Raw genomic sequence first — 16,709 nt, 5'->3', positions numbered from 1 at the left:
GTTACCCATTAATACTAATTTAAACCTTAAAGAGTAAAGTAATCACGGATTCAAAGCTCAGTCTTCATGTACAATCATCATTTTCAAATTTGTTCAGTTTCCTCACAAAATCTACATAACTTCGGGTTATATAATAGTCAACCTAACAATAGGTTACAAATCGTATGAAAAGCGAGGTGATTACATTATTTGATTTTTTGAATCAAATAAAAAGTGTTGTGCATCCTAAATTCTTGAATCGTAAATTCGAAAGGAGATATTGACTATGTCACATGAACAATACCAAAAGTGTATCGAGGAATGCATACGTTGTATGATGGCATGTAATAATTGTTACAACGCTTGTCTTGATGAAGAGAATGTAGCTATGATGACAAAATGTATTCGTTTGGATCGACAATGCGCTGATATTTGTGCTTTTGCTGCGCATGCAATGTCAACGAACAGTGTTTATGCGCGTGAGATTTGTAGTATCTGTGCCGATGTTTGTGAAGAATGTGGCACAGAATGTAAAATGCATGATGTAAAACACTGTCAAGAATGTGCAGAGGCTTGCTTTAGATGTGCAGAGGCTTGTAGAGCAATGGCAGCGTAGAACAGACTCAATAATCAATAAACCCTTCTTGTGAGAAAGGAGGGTTTATTGATTATAAGTTACAACTAAAATTATATATGACTTGAAGATAGCTGTTGGAGCAGATCAACGTCTGCTTGAACAGTTTTTTCTGCTTATACTGAAAATGAAGTAGTTACAATAATGTATTTAATAATTCACTTAGAAGAAGTCTGTGTTCATATAAGAATAATACAATAAGAGCGAAACTTCTCCTTATATGTGTACTTTATGGGGTGAATTTGAACGAAACTCGACTGTTTATAAAAAAAATGATGGATTTAGAGGATGGGATTGACAACATATACGAAAATGTACTACATTATGTAGGGTTACAAAAAATTAATTTTTAATGCCGAGTTTCATTTTTGAAAACGGGGGAACCATTCCGGGTGAATTATTCTTGATTGAAAAGGAATAAAGGGAGCCTTCTACCGAACCCTTAGCTAACTCCGTAGGCATCCGAAGGGAGAGCATGTGTTTGAAGAAATTCATGATTTCATTAATAGGGTCTGCAGTAATTTTATCAGCTGGTGCGACTAATGCGTTTGCTGATGATCAATCCAAATTGCGTACAGAAGTAAGTCAAGTTGTGGGTACACCTTACAAGTGGGGGGGAACTTCTGTATCGAGTGGATTTGATTGTTCTGGTTTTATCTTGTATATCTTTGATAAGTTTAATTTAGAGCTGCCACGGACATCAAATGCTCAGGCAAAAACGGGTACCCCAGTCGCAAAGAAAAATCTCAAACCTGGGGATTTGGTATTCTTTAATACAAGTGGTGCTGGTATATCTCATGCGGGGATTTATATCGGGAATGGGCAATTTGCTCATTCTTCCAGTAGCAAAGGGGTAAGGATTAGTAATTTATCGGAGTCATACTATAAGAATCGATACGTTACAGCAAGACGTACAATCTCTAAACAAAGTTATACAAAAATGGTAAGTGGATTGCACTAGTACTAATTTGTAATTAGACAAGCCCTGGTAAAAACCACGGGTTTGTTTTTTTGTATCGCATATTTAGGTGAATTAAATCTTGTTAAGAAATTAATCTAACAAAATTCATTAATCTACAATAGAAATACCATAAAATGAAAAATTGACTAGTTAAATTAAATAAACTACAATTCGTAGTATATAATATTATTGATTTCTTGATGTTTTTAAACAAGGATCAATTTTTAACACTAAAACACTACAATGTGTAGTTAATAATCCAGAAGGGAAGACTTTTTCTATGTGTGGGATTACAGGGCTTTTGATGTTTGAAAACAATTCGCTGCCAACGATGGCAGCAATTAGAAAAATGACCGATGCAATCAAACATCGTGGTCCTGATCAAACGGGCATTAGGTTGGTAGATCGGATTGCTTTAGGATTTACCCGTTTGTCGATCCTTGATTTGGAACACGGCAGCCAGCCTATTTCCAACGAAGATCAGAGCCTTTGGCTAGTTTTTAACGGTGAGATTTATAATTATCAATCATTAAAAAGAGAACTTGAAGACCTTGGTCATACGTTTAAAACGAACACAGATTCTGAAGTCATCATACATTTATATGAGGAGTATCAGGAATATTGTTTAGAAAAATTGCGTGGGATGTTTGGATTTGCAATATGGGATCGGAGGAAGAAACAATTATTTGCAGCTCGTGATCATTTCGGAATAAAACCATTCTATTACTATACGGATAATACTCAATTTGCTTTTGGATCCGAAATTAAAAGTATCCTTTCTTTAGATGGTCTGAAACCCGCCGTAAACCCGAAAAGCCTATTTCATTATCTAACATTACAGTATGTCCCCCAACCAGATACAATGTTTGCTGGAATAAAAAAGCTTGAACCGGGTCACTATTTGATTGTCGATCAATGGGGCAATATAAAGAACCAAACATATTGGGAGCCACAATTCGAACCGGAACATCGGCCAATTGAAACATTTATAGAAGAGATTCGGTATAAACTTAATGAATCTGTGAATCTTCATACCCAGAGTGATGTGCCGATAGGGAGCTTTTTATCTGGTGGCATAGACTCAACTTCGATTGCCAGTTATCTTAGCAAGAGAGGGCCTATAAAAACCTTCTCGGTAGGTTTTGAAGGTGAGCATAATGAAAATATATATGCCAAGAAGACGGCAATTGAACTGGGTATTGACCACTTTGATGAAGTGATATCGGTTGATCGTTTTTTTGAGGATACGATTAAGGCCGTATGGCATATGGATGAACCCATAGCAGATCCGTCTGCAATTGCGATCTATCGACTTTCCCAAGTGGCAAGAGAGCATATTACTGTCGCATTATCAGGTGAAGGTGCAGACGAGTTGTTTGGAGGATATCGTATTTATAGAGAGCCTTCCTCACTTAAGCCATTATCGTGGATTCCAACGAACCTAAAACGGAACATCAAGCAATTTATAGACGGAATTCCGTTCAATTTTCATGGTAAAAACTATATAAAAAGAGGCTTAACTCCTTTGGAAGAACGTTTTTTGGGGAATGCTAAGATCTTTAACCAACAAGAAAAGAGACTTGTTTTGTCTTCAATGGTAAATTTGCAGGCTAATTGGGAACCTACAACAGCACTGACGAGTAAAATATATGAAACTTCGAGAGACCTTGATGATATTAGCAGAATGCAATTAATTGATCTTAACTTCTGGTTACCCGGCGATATTCTAATGAAGGCTGACAAAATGAGCATGGCACATTCCTTAGAGGTTCGAGTCCCATTTCTAGACAAAGAAGTGTTTGAAATAGCTCGTAAAATACCATCATCATACCGTGTAACACATAAAACAACGAAATATGTACTACGTAAAGCTATGGAGGACATTGTACCAAACCATGTACTAAATCGTCCCAAGTTAGGTTTTCCAGTACCTTTAAAGAAATGGCTTATGGGATCTATCGGAGATATCATGATCGAACAAATCATTATAAGTGGTATTGAAGAATGGATTCAAATAGATCATGTTGTTGGTCTATTAAAGGAACACCGTAATGGGAGAGTCGACAACTCAAGAAAAATATGGACCATTTATATTTTTGCCTTGTGGCACTCGGTTTTTATACATGAAAATTCAGTTAGACTCGTGATATAAATTAGTTGTTAAATGAGGGGGTAGACCTCTCATTTTTTACTTTCTAAGTTGATAGGTTAAATCTTGGCTTAAATGTCTGAGAGAATGAGGCTCACAAAATCTACACATTTACCAACTATAATAGGAGTTATTCTATACTCAAGTTAGGAGAATGATGATGACGGATAAGAAATCAAAGAAAAAAAGGAAGGGAATATCATTAGGTATCGGATCATTATTTTCTGTGGTTATGATTGTCTTGATTGGTTTTGCTATTTGGGGAAATGTGAAAAAATCGAATGATACCACGCTTGATACACTGAATGCTGACTCTAACACTCATCCACATATATTTAGCTACTCGCCTAGTAATGATACGGTCTGGGTAGGGACACATACAGGTGTTTATGAGCTGAAAGACGATATATTTCAAAGAACACTCCCAGAACTCCGTACGAATGATGTCATGGGGCTTGAAATTGATCCGTTTGATCCAACAAGGATATTTGTATCAGGACATGGATTTGTCAAACGTTCCGTTGATGGTGGGGAAACTTGGCAGACAATTGAAAACGGACTCCCTAATGAAGCAAAACCCGATGAGCCCGATGCCCATTATTTAACGATGGACCCGGATGATCCGAATCATCTATTTACATTGTTAGCAGGTGAGGGTGATAACCTGTATGAAACAAGGGATGGCGGGAACACGTGGACGAATGTAACAAGTTTACCTGCCGGTGCATATTCTATTACAATGATGACTGGATCGCCATCATCCATTTTGGCTGCAACGGAAACGGGACTTGTACGGTATGATATACAAAATGGAACTGTTCAAGAAAACAAACTGACCAATGATCCGGTTTATCAAGTCATAACTTTGCCTAACAAAGAAGTAGTTACTATGACGGAAAGCGGATTCGAAAAATCAATGGATTTGAAAACATGGACGGCGATGGACATAGAATTGAATGGGGAAATGCCACTTGGTATTAAAGCATCTAAACAAGACAGCAACCGTCTTGTTGTTATAACCGATCGTTATTCTGTTTATGAAAGTAGTAACGGCGGAGAGAAATGGACAAGAACGAAATAAGTAATTCGCCTTCTACAATTGACAGTGCTACTAATTGTTACTACAATTTGTAGTTACAGAGGTGAGGAAATTGAAAATTAAAAAGTTTAACATGCATGAACAAGGTTTGAATCAATTTTTTGGTCCGCTGGAATCGAAAATCATGGAAATTATGTGGGCATCCAAAAAAACAACGATTCGTGATGTACAAACCATTGTAAGTGAAGAAGAACCACTTTCATTCAACACCGTAATGACGGTTATGAATCGATTGATTGAGAAGGGGCTGCTAAAAAAAACCTCCAAGGGGAGCGGTAGGGCAAGGTTAACGTTCTTTGAACCTATACAAACCAAAGAACAATTCTTATCAGAACAAACCAAAGAGGTTACACAAGGACTAATCCGTGAATTTGGAGATTTAGTTGTGGGTCATATGATCGATGCATTGGATGAAGCAGATCCTAAATTGATCTCTAAGCTACAAGATAAACTGAACCAAATGAATCACGGGAGTTCATCATGAAATCGGCTGTAAAAACAAATCTGATTTTTTTAATCATGTTACTCACGGGCTTATTTGTGTTGATCCAAATGGGTTGGTATGTTGCGCATCAAGTACTAGGTGTTCCACTCAATTGGAATATAATACAATACTGCTTAACCGCTATACAGGAAGACACTTTGGGACATGACATCATTAAAGTTTTATTTAATCTTGTCATTTTGTATACAGTGGTGCGATTAGTCGGCAGATCAAGTAGGCAATTATTCTTGACTTGGAAATGGATGCGGACCTTTAGAAATAATATGGATCACCAGCAAACGATATACCTAAACAAGGTATATCAGGATTGGAATACAGAAATTATGGTTGTAAGAGATGACGCATTTATTGCTTTGGCTATGGGGATTTGGCATCCACGTATCGTTATTTCTACTGGGCTTATGAACATGTTCAACGAAGAGGAAGTTAGGGCAATATTACTCCATGAATGGTATCACTGCAGGGGACGCGATCCGCTTCAAATGTTCTTGGTTGTTTTACTGACAGAGAGCATGGGGTATATCCCATTATTAAAAACATTGAGTAATCAGTTTGCAACTAGGAAGGAACTTCTTGCGGATCGCTTTGCTCTAAGACATATGAAATCGGAATATCACTTAGGGAATGTATTATTGAAGTTGTCCACTTTGGTAAATAATAGGCATATAACCGTAGCTGTGCCCTTTGCTAATACAGCGATTAATTACCGAATATTACAAGTGCTTCAGCCGGATCAACCGCTTCATGTTCCTTTTTCCTACGGCAAATCTCTTTTGTCAACCATTATTATTTTTGGCATCATGATTGGTTTGATATCGGGCGGATGTTCATGAGCCCTTTTTTTACCTTAAACACTACTATTTGTAGTTTTTTTGAAGTAAGATTGTTGCTGAGGTGATATAAAGACGTGTATGAAATATTCAACTGGATAACCAACGTCGTTGCTGGTCCATTAACTGAGGTAGCTTACTCTTCGAATATAGCACTTCTTTCTGTTATGTTTTTGGGATTTGTCGGTTCAGTGGCACCATGTCAAATATCAGCAAACATTGGTGCCATGATGTATTTTAGTAATCGCCAAGTTCAGCGAAGATCATCATGGATCGAAATTACTATGTATTTGCTCGGGAAAATTTCAGTATTTAGCATATTGGGTGCTCTGTTTTGGCTATTTGGCCAAAGTTTATCCCAAGATATGATTCCATTATTCGTATTCGCACGTAAAATGTTAGGTCCACTGCTGATTATCATGGGCCTGTTTTTTTTAGGATTGTTTAAATTACCAGGTGGTTTCGGTTTTCAATTATCTTCCTATTTAAAAGATCTATCTGGACGTATCGGTGGGAAATGGGGGGCGTTTGTACTAGGAGCTTCCTTTTCCTTCGGTTTTTGTCCGACGATGGTTTGGCTGTTTTTCGGCTTAGTTATGCCGTTGGTATTTCAATCTTCTTATGGATTCATTCTACCTCCAATATTTGCTCTAGGAACAGCGATGCCGTTTCTATTGTTTGTGGGATTGAGCGTCGTCCTGGGGATCGATACAGCTATGATAAAAAAGTCGCGGCAATGGGGGAAATGGATGCAGAGAGTCGTCGGTGTGTTATTTCTAATATTAGGAGTCGCCGATACGATAACTTATTGGTAAATCAGGTGACTGCATGCTGTTATATACTTGAGATGAGGGGAAAATGATGAAATGAAAGTTATACTCTTTTCCATTGGCGGAATTGAAATTCGTTCTTATGGCGTAATTGTAGCTCTTGCAATTTTACTTGCCATTGGAGTTGCTTATTACCTTTCGAGAGGGAGCGAGTACCAGAAACATATTCCCAATTTAATGACCTATGTGATTTTTGGCGCAATTATAATGGCCAGAGTTTGGCATGTATTCTTTTTTCAGTGGAACTATTACTCATCACATCTTAGTGAGATATTTGCCATTTGGAATGGGGGAATATCGATTCAAGGAGCATTAGTGGGTGGTTTTATAGTGGCAGCTATCTATACTAGGATACATCGCCTTTCATTTTGGGAACTGGCGGATGTGCTGGCACCTGCAATTATTTTAGGACAAGCTATTGGCAGAATTGCTTGCTTTCTTAATGGTGATGCTTTTGGTTCTCCGACTGGTTCAAACTTTGGGATTGTTTACCCTCCAGGAACAATGGCATTCGATGTTTATGGTTCGCAGCCGCTTTGGCCAGCGGAGGTATGGGAAGGGCAGTGGGATTTAATTGTATTTGCCGTTTTACTCATATTAAGAACGAGAACTTTACCTAGAGGGGTATTGTTCCTTTCTTACAACATTCTTTATGCAGTTGGCAGATTTATGTTAGAATTTCTGCGTGGGGATTCCCCTCGCTACGTACTAAATTGGACCGCGGGTCAATGGACTAGCGTTATCGTTATCCTCGTAAGTAGTGGTCTGATTCTGTATTTCTTATTTCAGAATAAACAAAATAAGCAAAATCAGCAGATTGCTGCAAGTGAAGTAAACGTACCTTAGACCATTTCTTTTTTGTGGTGTTATCTCAATGAAGGCTCTTGAAATTGGTATAGCTAAATGGACCCAGTATTCACTGGGTCCATTATTAATTAAACTACAATCTGTAGTGTTTATTTCAAAAAACTTCCGCCAAAGAGAAATCTCTTTTCCCAATGTGTATTCTCAATTGAATCGATTCGGACACCACCGGATGTTTTAGAATACGTATGCAAAATCTTTCCATTCCCGAGATATATTCCATTATGCGTAATACGTGCCTTACTTTTGTCAATACCTCTATAGCTCGAGTCTTTATTCCCCTTATAAGACATGAAGAACATGATATCCCCAGGTTTTAATCCTCTCCAATCCTTTGTTACAGTTCCATTTTGTTTGATATAGGCCCCTTGCGTTCTTGAATTTGCTGGGATTAATACACCGGATCCCTCCCAATAAGCTTGCCGAACAAAATCAGAACAATCAAAGGTATTTGTATTCGAGCGGCTAGAACCGAATTCATAAGGGGTACCTAAATATTTCATACCACTATTTATGACGTTTTGTCGGACTGAAGAAGAGTTGTCCTGCTGATATAAAGTCTTTTGTTGAGGAGCAGCCAATACTTGTCCTTGCTCTGGGACAACTGAAAATGATAGAGCAGTCAACAACCCCAATGCGATGAGTTTTTTCAAAATAATCCCTCCTGATCGTGATGATTAATGCCTTGCAATTCAAATCTATCACAACCGATGAAGGAGCATTGGATGGAATATTTACCATCCCTACATATTCAAATGAATAGGCAAATACCTACTACATCGGACAAAAGTCAGATGCATAAGCTGTATGAACAAAATATTAGGAGGCTCTAATGTTGAATCAGACTATGAAGCATCACACTGCCATGATGTTTCCTCGTGTACACAAAATCGTACAAGAATGTGGGGCAATGTGTGAACATATGGTTTCTCATTTTCTTTGTATGCTGACACACGTTCTAGAATCCACCAAATCCAATTACTCCGTGATTGTGCCACTATTTGTGAAACACTCTCTTGTTACATTGCTCGCCGTAGTGTTTTTGCAAAAGCAGCCGCTAATCTGTGTGCATATATTTGCGAGGTATGCGGCAATGAGTGTGCGAAGTTTGATGATCAGGAATCTCAAATGTGCAGTCGAATGTGCTTGAAATGCGCTCAAGAATGCCGTACCTTCGCTGCATAAAAAAGATCAATAGGAGCTAAGATGGACTTATTTAGCATTGGAAGGTTACTGAAGTTCAGCAGGAAGTTGGCAAAGGCAGAGAGGCGACTGGCAAAGGCTCAGAGAAGGATAGCGAGAGTAGAGAGGCGGAGAGCAAAAGCAGAGCGACGGAAAGCAAGAGCAGTAAGAAGAATTGCTAAACGAATACGGAAGGGGCTGCTTTAAGATCTAATATATATTTAAAAACATATGTTACAAATCAATAAAACCACATAACTCCTACCGATGTATTCCATCTGTAGGAGTTTGTGATTTTCTATCTTCTACTCAGCTTTATTATCTACATTCAGATCGGAAGTGTAATTAGTTTGATGCCAGACGATGCGTGATGCTGGAATGGTTTGCATTTCGATTGAGGATACAGGGCCCAGGTATTCCTGAAGATGAACTTCCTTGTTGATTTGAGCGATTCTATCGTGTTGAAAAATCCAGATCAATGGAACATGGTAGGTGTCTGGACTCGGGCTCGCAATTGCCAAAAGGCAAAAATCAAGTATTCAGTGAATATGGAAAGGGGACAACATTTGAAGTTTATATACAAAAAAAATTCGAATCTTAGAAATAAAAAATGTAATTATTTATTAGGTGCCATTTCTCGCTGATTGCGACAATGGTACTTTTTATTTGTAATATGTTAAATGATAAATGGACTATTGCAGGTTTGGAATAAGAATGATGAGAGCAGACTGATTTACATATGAGATACACGATAAATTGGGAAGGGGATTTTCATGGTGTTCAGGGATACTCAGAGGGATGCGATTCTAACATTCGCAGCTGCTTTCTCTTTCATCGTCTATGAAGTTTTTCTTTCTCGATTCTTTGCAGTTATCGCGGATAATAACTACGTATTTTTAACCATATCATTAGCTACGCTAGGTATTGGACTTGGTGGATTTATGGCCTATAAAACTGCCGGGCGTGTTTACCAATTTCGCCATGTATGTCTCGGCTTGTTTGCACTTTTTCTAATCGTATCCGTCTTTGTCATGTATGTCTTTCCGTACCAAGGGATATGGTTTTATTCGCCAGTCGCTCTTCTCCCTTTCTTTACTGGAGGTGCTTTACTCGCTGCCATTATGCAACAACATAAACAACAAATTCGCCTCATTTATTGTGCTGATTTGGCTGGCGCAGGGATTGGAGCCGTTTCATCCATCGTATTGATGAGTATATTCGATCCCATCACAACCATATCACTGTTAGCTGCCATATTGTTTGGAATAAGCGTTAGTATTGACTTTAATCGTTCGCGAACTCAGCGGAAATTCGTATATCTCCTGATTTTTACGCTTCTGCTTGTCAACACGGTCTTACCATTCTCACAATACCTTCCGTTTTTGGCATTTGAAACGAGTCCATCAAATGTATTCCAAGGAAATACGAAATCAAAAGTTATGTATACCGAATGGAATTCATTCTCTCGTACTGATGTATACGATGATGCAAACGGGGAGCTGTTATATATTACTATTGATGGGGGTGCTGTTTCTCCCATATCAAAATATACGGGGGACTTAAACGAGGTAGACTATTTACGATCAACAACCAGTTTTCTTGCTTTTGAGGATACCCTAGATAAAAAACGGGCACTCATTATTGGAGCAGGCGGTGGCCAAGAGGTTTTAGCCGCCCAACTTGCAGGCTACAAGGAAATTGAAGCGGTCGATATCAATCCTGGGAGCTTTCGAGCTGTACAGACAGTTGCTTCATTCTCGGGCGATGTATTTAATCAACCGGGGGTGAAAGCAATCGTTTCTGATGGAAGGAATTATATACGTCAAACACAAAATCGGTATGACTTGATCTATTTGTCCCTTGTAAAAAAAGAATCGGGGAATGGCTTAGGCCTTGCTTTGACTGAAAATTATATCTTCACAGAAGAAGCAATCCGAGAATATCTAAACAAGTTGAAGCCGGGCGGGAGGCTTGCATTTTTACTCCATGATGAGTCAGAGCTCATGAAGGTGTTGAACGCAACCGAGAAATCACTACGATTTGTAGGGATTAATCATAATCAATTACAGAATCATCTGGCAGTGATTGGCACATATCAGCATCTTGGTCATGTCGTGTGGGGATTCAATGGGAGTCGTATTACCAGGCCGTTGGTGATTGTGACGAAATCCCCCTTTTCTTTAGAGTCCGCACAACGTCTTAAAGTGGAAGCTGAAAAGAAACAACAGATACCTGTTCACATCCCAAAGATATATGATCGCTATGCTGATTTATATCGTACTTTTTCGATTTCACAAAACCAATTACTTTCTAATCGCGACGATATGCCTTATTTTTACAATAAGGCAAATGGGGTTCCTGTCCAACTTGTCATTCTAACGATAGGTACGATATTGATCACTTTAATACTAGCTGTAAGAACAAAGTACTCATTAGGACGTACCGTGTACTTTTCTGGGTTGGGGATCGGATTTATTGTGATTGAAACAACACTTATACAGAGATTAATCCTACCGTTAGGACATCCAACGTTATCTTTTGTATTGGTGCTTGGTGTATTGTTAGTTTCTGGTGGTGTTGGCAGCCTGTTTTTTGGTAAATGCTTCTCATTCAACAAGAAAAGATACACACCATTATTGTGGATTTGTGTTTTAACATTGTGTGTGAATGGAGTTTTATCATGGTATAACGAACAATTATTTTCTTTATCATTAACCTATCGGGTTATAGCAGCGGGGCTAATACTCATCCCATTAGGTTTATTTATGGGTATGCCGTTTCCGTTTGGTTTGACGAAGACTCCTGAGCGGAAGATAGCATTAAGTTGGGCAATTAATGGTCTGATGACCGTCACGGGTTCGCTCCTTGCCACCATGATCTCTTTAACCCTAGGCTTTACTGCTGCTATGACGATAGGAGCTTTGTTATACGGTTTGTTGTATATTTTGCAACCGAAATTAAATTTAAGTATGTAATATAAAAAATTCCGCTATTAATTTTTCATTGGAATTGACATCGTCTATTCTTTGATACTACAATACGTAGTGTGAGGTTAATCACTACTTACTGTAGTTTAAGGAGAAAAGTAGCATGTTGGACGCTGATTTAACGGTCTGGATTGTTTTTGCAGCAGGATTTCTGTCATTTATCTCACCATGCTGCCTTCCGCTGTACCCCTCGTATATATCTTATATAACAGGGGTATCCGTGAAAGATTTACAGGAAGGTAGAGGGGCTTTTCGAAAAAGAACATTGTTTCATACTGTTTTTTTTATTTTAGGGTTTTCTATTATATTTTTCGCTCTAGGTCTGTCTGCTAGTTTCATAGGAAATCTGTTTACTGGTAATCAAGAGTTTATTCGCAAAATAGGCGGTGTGATGATTGTTGTGATGGGTTTGATGATGGTGGGGTTATTTAAACCTTCCATTCTAATGAAAGATATGCGATTTGAATGGAATAAGAGGCCTGTCGGTTATCTGGGTTCCGTATTAGTCGGGGTTACATATGCGGCAGGGTGGACACCTTGTGTTGGCCCTATACTCACAGCGGTGTTGGCTTTAGGTTTTACCAATCCCTCTGAGGCGCTGATATATACCTTTTCTTACACTTTAGGCTTCGCTATTCCGTTTTTCATCATGGCCTTCTTCCTTGGGCGAACAAAATGGATCCTAAAACATTCTAATCGACTCATGAAAATCGGAGGAGCATTAATGGTGTTGACAGGTGTCTTGCTCTATACGGATCAAATGACAAAAATCACTATTTTTTTCATTGAATTATACGGTGGATTTACTGGTTTTTAAGGGGGCGAGTTTGTAGTGAAAAAACAATGGTGGATACTTTCGACAATTATTGTTCTCGCTATCATCGCTATTATACAATCGACGTCTGTAAGCACAGAAGAACTGCCCAAAACGGGTTATCAAGCCCCGAACTTTTCACTACAAGCACTTGATGGACAGACTTATTCACTCCAAAGTTTGAACGGCAAACCTGTCGTAATTAATTTCTGGGCTTCGTGGTGCGGCCCATGCAAAATTGAGGCACCTGAATTGGTACGGCTCTACGATAAATATAAAGCTCGTATAGAAATCTATGCGGTGAATGTAACAGCTAGTGATTCAATTGAAGGGGCTAAAGCTTTTGCACAAGAGTATGGTTTTCAGTTTCCCGTTCTGATCGATGAAAAAGGTGAAGTAGCTCAAAAATATGCGATTCGCCCCATACCAACTACGCTATTTGTTAATAGTGAAGGCATTATTATCGAACAGGTCATTGGTTTGGTTGATCCACAAACCATGGAATCCAAGTTTCGGCGGTTGTTACCTTAGGGCTTAATAGGGGGATGATATTTTGCAGTTTGGCCCGTTTGTAATCAGGATAGATTGGTTGATAATAGCGGTGTCTGGATTCGCTGGATTTATAGCCATGCAATGGTTGTGTAAACGATACGGTAATCGAGCTCAGTCAATATTAGACCCCGTTGCCAATGCTTTGTTATGGATATTGATCATATGGAAATTTAGCCCTCTGGTTAGTACACCATCATTGTTGAGTAACCATCCGTTTCTTTGGTTGACGATGCCCGGAACCATGATGGGATGGTGGATCGGTTTGATAGTTGGCTCGATTTATTTATACCGTGCATGGTATCGTCTCCAAGTTTCTTGGTGGTTAATTGGCGACTTGTTCACCTTTGGAGGGGGGGTTACGTATGTAACGTACAGCATGCTTGCTTGGCAATACGGAAGTCTGACAACTCTTCCATGGGGAATATCAATTCATAATCCTGAATTCCATTATCACCCGATCAACATATACCGATTAATCATTCTTTTACCGATGCTAGTCTGGATCTGGAAAAACGCTGGGCATATTGGAAGCGGTAAGTGGCTAACAACTGCGTTAAAATTTCCCGTGATGGGTCTAATGATCGTGTCATTATTTGATTCAAAACCCAAATGGCTCATCCCGTTATCCTTCGAACAAATGGTGTATCTCATCTTAATGTTGTTAGGAATTGGATTATCATTACGTAATGCTAGAAGAGATCAGACAAATATTTCGAATGAAAGGATTATAGAGGAGGGACAAAATGAAGCATCAGGGATATTACAATCTCATTCAAGAAATCTTGATATTGACCCGATCAGACCTAAAGATTCGAGGAAAGAAAAAGGGTCATTTTTATCAGATTAGACAAGATGCAATTGCATTCATTCATACAGATTGGTTTGAATCATTGTGTTATTCAGTGAATTTGGAGCCTGATGCGGTGCGTGTATCATTTCTTGATGATACCATTCAACACTCAAGAAAATATAGGGCAACTAACCATTAGTAGAAAAGAAACCATCCATAAGCTACACATATTTTCAGAATATTATTGCCTTCAGAAAAGGATACGGCATCTATGAAAAAATTCTACAAGGTTTTTCTATTCCTATTCACTTTGCAGTTCAGTCTTCAGAATCTGACATTCGCAATGGAAGATAAGGATCACTTTTCACTCAATAGCGAGGCAGCTATATTGATTGACGGAACAACAGGTTCCATTTTGTTTAATAAAGAAAGTGATCGTTTGATGTATCCAGCAAGTATCACAAAAATTGTAACAGGAATTATTGCGATTGAAGAAGGGAATTTAGACGACATTGTAACCGTCAGCAAAGCGGCTAGATCTATCGATGGTACTAGGGTTTATTTACTTGAGGGTGAACGGGTCTCGCTGTTAAAGCTGGTACAAGGGCTTCTTATTAATTCAGGTAATGATGCGGCTACAGCGATTGCGGAGTACTTTGATGAAAGTGAAGCCCAATTTGCTGAACGAATGAATGAATTTGTGAGTGAAACAATTGGGGTTAAAAACACGACCTTTCAGAACCCGCACGGGCTATTTGATCAAAAGCACCAAACAACCGCTTATGATATGGCAATGATTACACAATATGCCATGAAAAATCCTTTGTTTCGATCCATAGTAAGTACAAAGGAAATGGAATGGGTTGGAGAAGGTTGGGAAACGACTCTCTATAATCATAACAAACTTCTTTGGCGTTATGAGGGAACGACGGGTGTGAAAAATGGATTTGTAGATCAATCCGGCTATACATTGGTTGCTTCTGCAAAGAGAGGAAGCTCAGAATGGATCGCTGTAACGTTGAAATCGGATTCATCAGAACTAGCTTATAGCGATATGGTGAATTTATTTGATTATGGATTCGAACATTATGAAACCTATTCGATCTCGGTAGATGCTACATCTTTCCAAAGTTATAAAGATCGGTTTGTAATCCCCAAAACATTGGTGTTTACAGGCACAAAAGACATCGATTTTAAAGTTGAGATCGATCAATCTGACGGTCAGATCGTTGTTGTTGATTCAGCTGGGAAAATTGTATATAAGGAAAAATTGGTACCTATCGTTCAAAGCCTTCAAAAAACAACAAGTGCCGATCAAGTTATAAAAACAGAAAGTGAGTCCTATTATCGTCCATCAATACCTAAAAGCATCATCTTGGCAGTAACCACGTTGTTTACGCTACTGTTTATTAGAAAACAATGGATAAAGAAAAAGCGACGTTATTTGAGTAATGATTGAAAAATCGAATGCGTCCTTACTTAATAATTTGATCAATTCATGTATTAATTTAAGTCGTTATCTTCTAACCAGATCTCCTGAATAACTTTAGCTAGTACAGTTATCGTACGATAACTTTCTTCAAGATTATTTTCGACCCCTCCGATCTCTATAAGGGCACTATTTGTCGATAGGGTTTGGTTGTAATCACCATTACCACTGGCGGAGTCTTTTTTATATATTCCTTTTGAAAGATCAGGTACTTTATCGTTTAGTCCCTTTTGAATGCGTTCAGCGAATTTCATATTCTTTTCCCAATTCGGATTATTTGTTCCAACAACAAAATACACTTGAGCATAATTCAAGTTATTATGCTGAACGGTGGTTTTATCTCGTCCCTGTGAGTCACGATGGATATCAATCAGATACTCAATATTATCATGCATCGTAAGCTCCCGTTGTATTGTATTCTTTGAATAGGTGTAGGAATAGGCATAATTAAAACTGTCGATAACTGAAGGATAATCTTTTTTTGAATGAAAAACAGGGATGTCATATGATTGCATTTTTTTTATTAAATAATCACCTAATAAGGTAACATTTGTTTTAGAGTCAAAGGCTACATTCGCTGTTTGGACATTGCTTAATTCGGGTAACCATGATTCACGATTGTGCGAATGATAGATGAGAATTTGAGGCATGGAACGTTTGGCTTTTACTTTTTTCTTTAAGGGATTGGTTTGAGCATCGGTTGATGTTTTTCCTTTGTTTTTTAATGGAATCGGTTGTTCCGATTTGTGCTTTGAAGATTCTGTTGTTAAGGGGGAACCTAGAGAGGTTACTTTAACAGACTGTACCGGTTGGGGATCCGATTTCGTTATTATTTGAGGTGAAGCGAATTTCGTGTGATATATATGAATGCCTATCGTTGTATAGAAAGTTAACGAAAAAACCAATCCAAATACTTTGATATATTTGCGTCTATTACTCATGAATTATCCCTCCTGGATCTCTCTGAATCTAGCGTTCTTTACTAGTAGATTATGAGTGGAGTAGGAGAAGTAGAACCAATAGATAGAATAAGCAATAAAAATA

The 16,709-nt window shown here is 38.4% G+C and carries 16 protein-coding genes and 1 riboswitch; of the genes, 14 read left to right on the top strand and 2 right to left on the bottom strand.

Features of this window, described 5'->3' with window-relative positions:
* Window positions 1-265: 265 nt before the first annotated feature.
* From AK95_RS33615 to lgt, 8 genes are all read left to right on the top strand, one after another.
* Window positions 266-595, top strand: a complete 330-nt coding sequence (locus AK95_RS33615) for a four-helix bundle copper-binding protein (protein WP_074961916.1) — start codon at window positions 266-268, stop codon at window positions 593-595.
* Window positions 596-956: 361 nt separating this feature from the next.
* Window positions 957-1,090: riboswitch (cyclic di-AMP (ydaO/yuaA leader) on the top strand.
* A 4-nt stretch (window positions 1,091-1,094) separates the two neighbouring features.
* Window positions 1,095-1,574: a C40 family peptidase gene (locus tag AK95_RS21920; protein WP_071222022.1), complete on the top strand. Its 480-nt coding sequence runs from the start codon at window positions 1,095-1,097 to the stop codon at window positions 1,572-1,574.
* A 280-nt stretch (window positions 1,575-1,854) separates the two neighbouring features.
* On the top strand, window positions 1,855-3,726 hold the full coding sequence (gene asnB / locus AK95_RS21915; RefSeq protein WP_071222021.1) for an asparagine synthase (glutamine-hydrolyzing): 1,872 nt from the start codon (window positions 1,855-1,857) through the stop codon (window positions 3,724-3,726).
* A gap of 151 nt (window positions 3,727-3,877) precedes the next feature.
* Window positions 3,878-4,804, top strand: a complete 927-nt coding sequence (locus AK95_RS21910) for a WD40/YVTN/BNR-like repeat-containing protein (RefSeq protein WP_162487626.1) — start codon at window positions 3,878-3,880, stop codon at window positions 4,802-4,804.
* Window positions 4,805-4,874: 70 nt separating this feature from the next.
* On the top strand, window positions 4,875-5,306 hold the full coding sequence (locus AK95_RS21905; protein ID WP_071222019.1) for a BlaI/MecI/CopY family transcriptional regulator: 432 nt from the start codon (window positions 4,875-4,877) through the stop codon (window positions 5,304-5,306).
* Window positions 5,303-6,160, top strand: a complete 858-nt coding sequence (locus tag AK95_RS21900; protein ID WP_071222018.1) for a M56 family metallopeptidase — start codon at window positions 5,303-5,305, stop codon at window positions 6,158-6,160. The genes AK95_RS21905 and AK95_RS21900 overlap by 4 nt, the downstream gene beginning before the upstream one ends.
* 74 nt (window positions 6,161-6,234) lie before the next feature.
* The gene (locus AK95_RS21895) at window positions 6,235-6,972 is read left to right on the top strand and encodes an urease accessory protein UreH domain-containing protein (RefSeq protein WP_071222017.1); all 738 of its coding nucleotides are present in this window, start codon (window positions 6,235-6,237) and stop codon (window positions 6,970-6,972) included.
* Between the two features lie 51 nt (window positions 6,973-7,023).
* Window positions 7,024-7,833 (top strand): prolipoprotein diacylglyceryl transferase, encoded by an 810-nt coding sequence (gene lgt / locus AK95_RS21890; protein ID WP_071222016.1) that lies wholly within the window; start codon window positions 7,024-7,026, stop codon window positions 7,831-7,833.
* Window positions 7,834-7,943: 110 nt separating this feature from the next.
* Here the strand turns inward: lgt and AK95_RS21885 are convergent, their stop codons facing one another.
* Window positions 7,944-8,504 carry a C40 family peptidase gene (locus tag AK95_RS21885; RefSeq protein WP_343225172.1) on the bottom strand — a complete coding sequence of 187 codons (561 nt, stop codon included), beginning with the start codon at window positions 8,502-8,504 and terminating at the stop codon, window positions 7,944-7,946.
* A 286-nt stretch (window positions 8,505-8,790) separates the two neighbouring features.
* Here AK95_RS21885 and AK95_RS35375 point away from each other — a divergent pair, with 286 nt between their 5' ends.
* The 6 genes from AK95_RS35375 (at window position 8,791) to AK95_RS21850 (ending at window position 15,635) form a co-directional block, all read left to right on the top strand.
* Complete coding sequence (locus tag AK95_RS35375) at window positions 8,791-9,036, top strand: four-helix bundle copper-binding protein (protein WP_481855861.1); 246 nt, start codon at window positions 8,791-8,793, stop codon at window positions 9,034-9,036.
* Window positions 9,037-9,806: 770 nt separating this feature from the next.
* Window positions 9,807-12,008: a spermidine synthase family protein gene (locus tag AK95_RS21870; protein ID WP_071222013.1), complete on the top strand. Its 2,202-nt coding sequence runs from the start codon at window positions 9,807-9,809 to the stop codon at window positions 12,006-12,008.
* 115 nt (window positions 12,009-12,123) lie between these two features.
* Window positions 12,124-12,837: a cytochrome c biogenesis CcdA family protein gene (locus tag AK95_RS21865; RefSeq protein WP_071222012.1), complete on the top strand. Its 714-nt coding sequence runs from the start codon at window positions 12,124-12,126 to the stop codon at window positions 12,835-12,837.
* A 15-nt stretch (window positions 12,838-12,852) separates the two neighbouring features.
* Window positions 12,853-13,365: a TlpA family protein disulfide reductase gene (locus AK95_RS21860; RefSeq protein WP_071222011.1), complete on the top strand. Its 513-nt coding sequence runs from the start codon at window positions 12,853-12,855 to the stop codon at window positions 13,363-13,365.
* 22 nt (window positions 13,366-13,387) lie between these two features.
* Entirely contained in the window at window positions 13,388-14,233 is an 846-nt protein-coding gene (locus tag AK95_RS21855) for a hypothetical protein (RefSeq protein ID WP_071222010.1), read from the top strand.
* Between the two features lie 214 nt (window positions 14,234-14,447).
* On the top strand, window positions 14,448-15,635 hold the full coding sequence (locus tag AK95_RS21850) for a D-alanyl-D-alanine carboxypeptidase family protein (protein ID WP_071222009.1): 1,188 nt from the start codon (window positions 14,448-14,450) through the stop codon (window positions 15,633-15,635).
* 44 nt (window positions 15,636-15,679) lie between these two features.
* Here AK95_RS21850 and spoIIP read toward each other — a convergent pair whose 3' ends face one another.
* Complete coding sequence (spoIIP, locus tag AK95_RS21845) at window positions 15,680-16,606, bottom strand: stage II sporulation protein P (protein WP_071222008.1); 927 nt, start codon at window positions 16,604-16,606, stop codon at window positions 15,680-15,682.
* Window positions 16,607-16,709 lie beyond the last annotated feature (103 nt).

The organism is Paenibacillus sp. LC231 (assembly GCF_001860525.1).
Taxonomy (GTDB): Bacteria; Bacillota; Bacilli; order Paenibacillales; family Paenibacillaceae; genus Paenibacillus_AQ.
The sequence above is the reverse complement of the archived record's forward strand: the minus strand, read 5'-3'. Positions and strand labels throughout refer to the sequence as shown.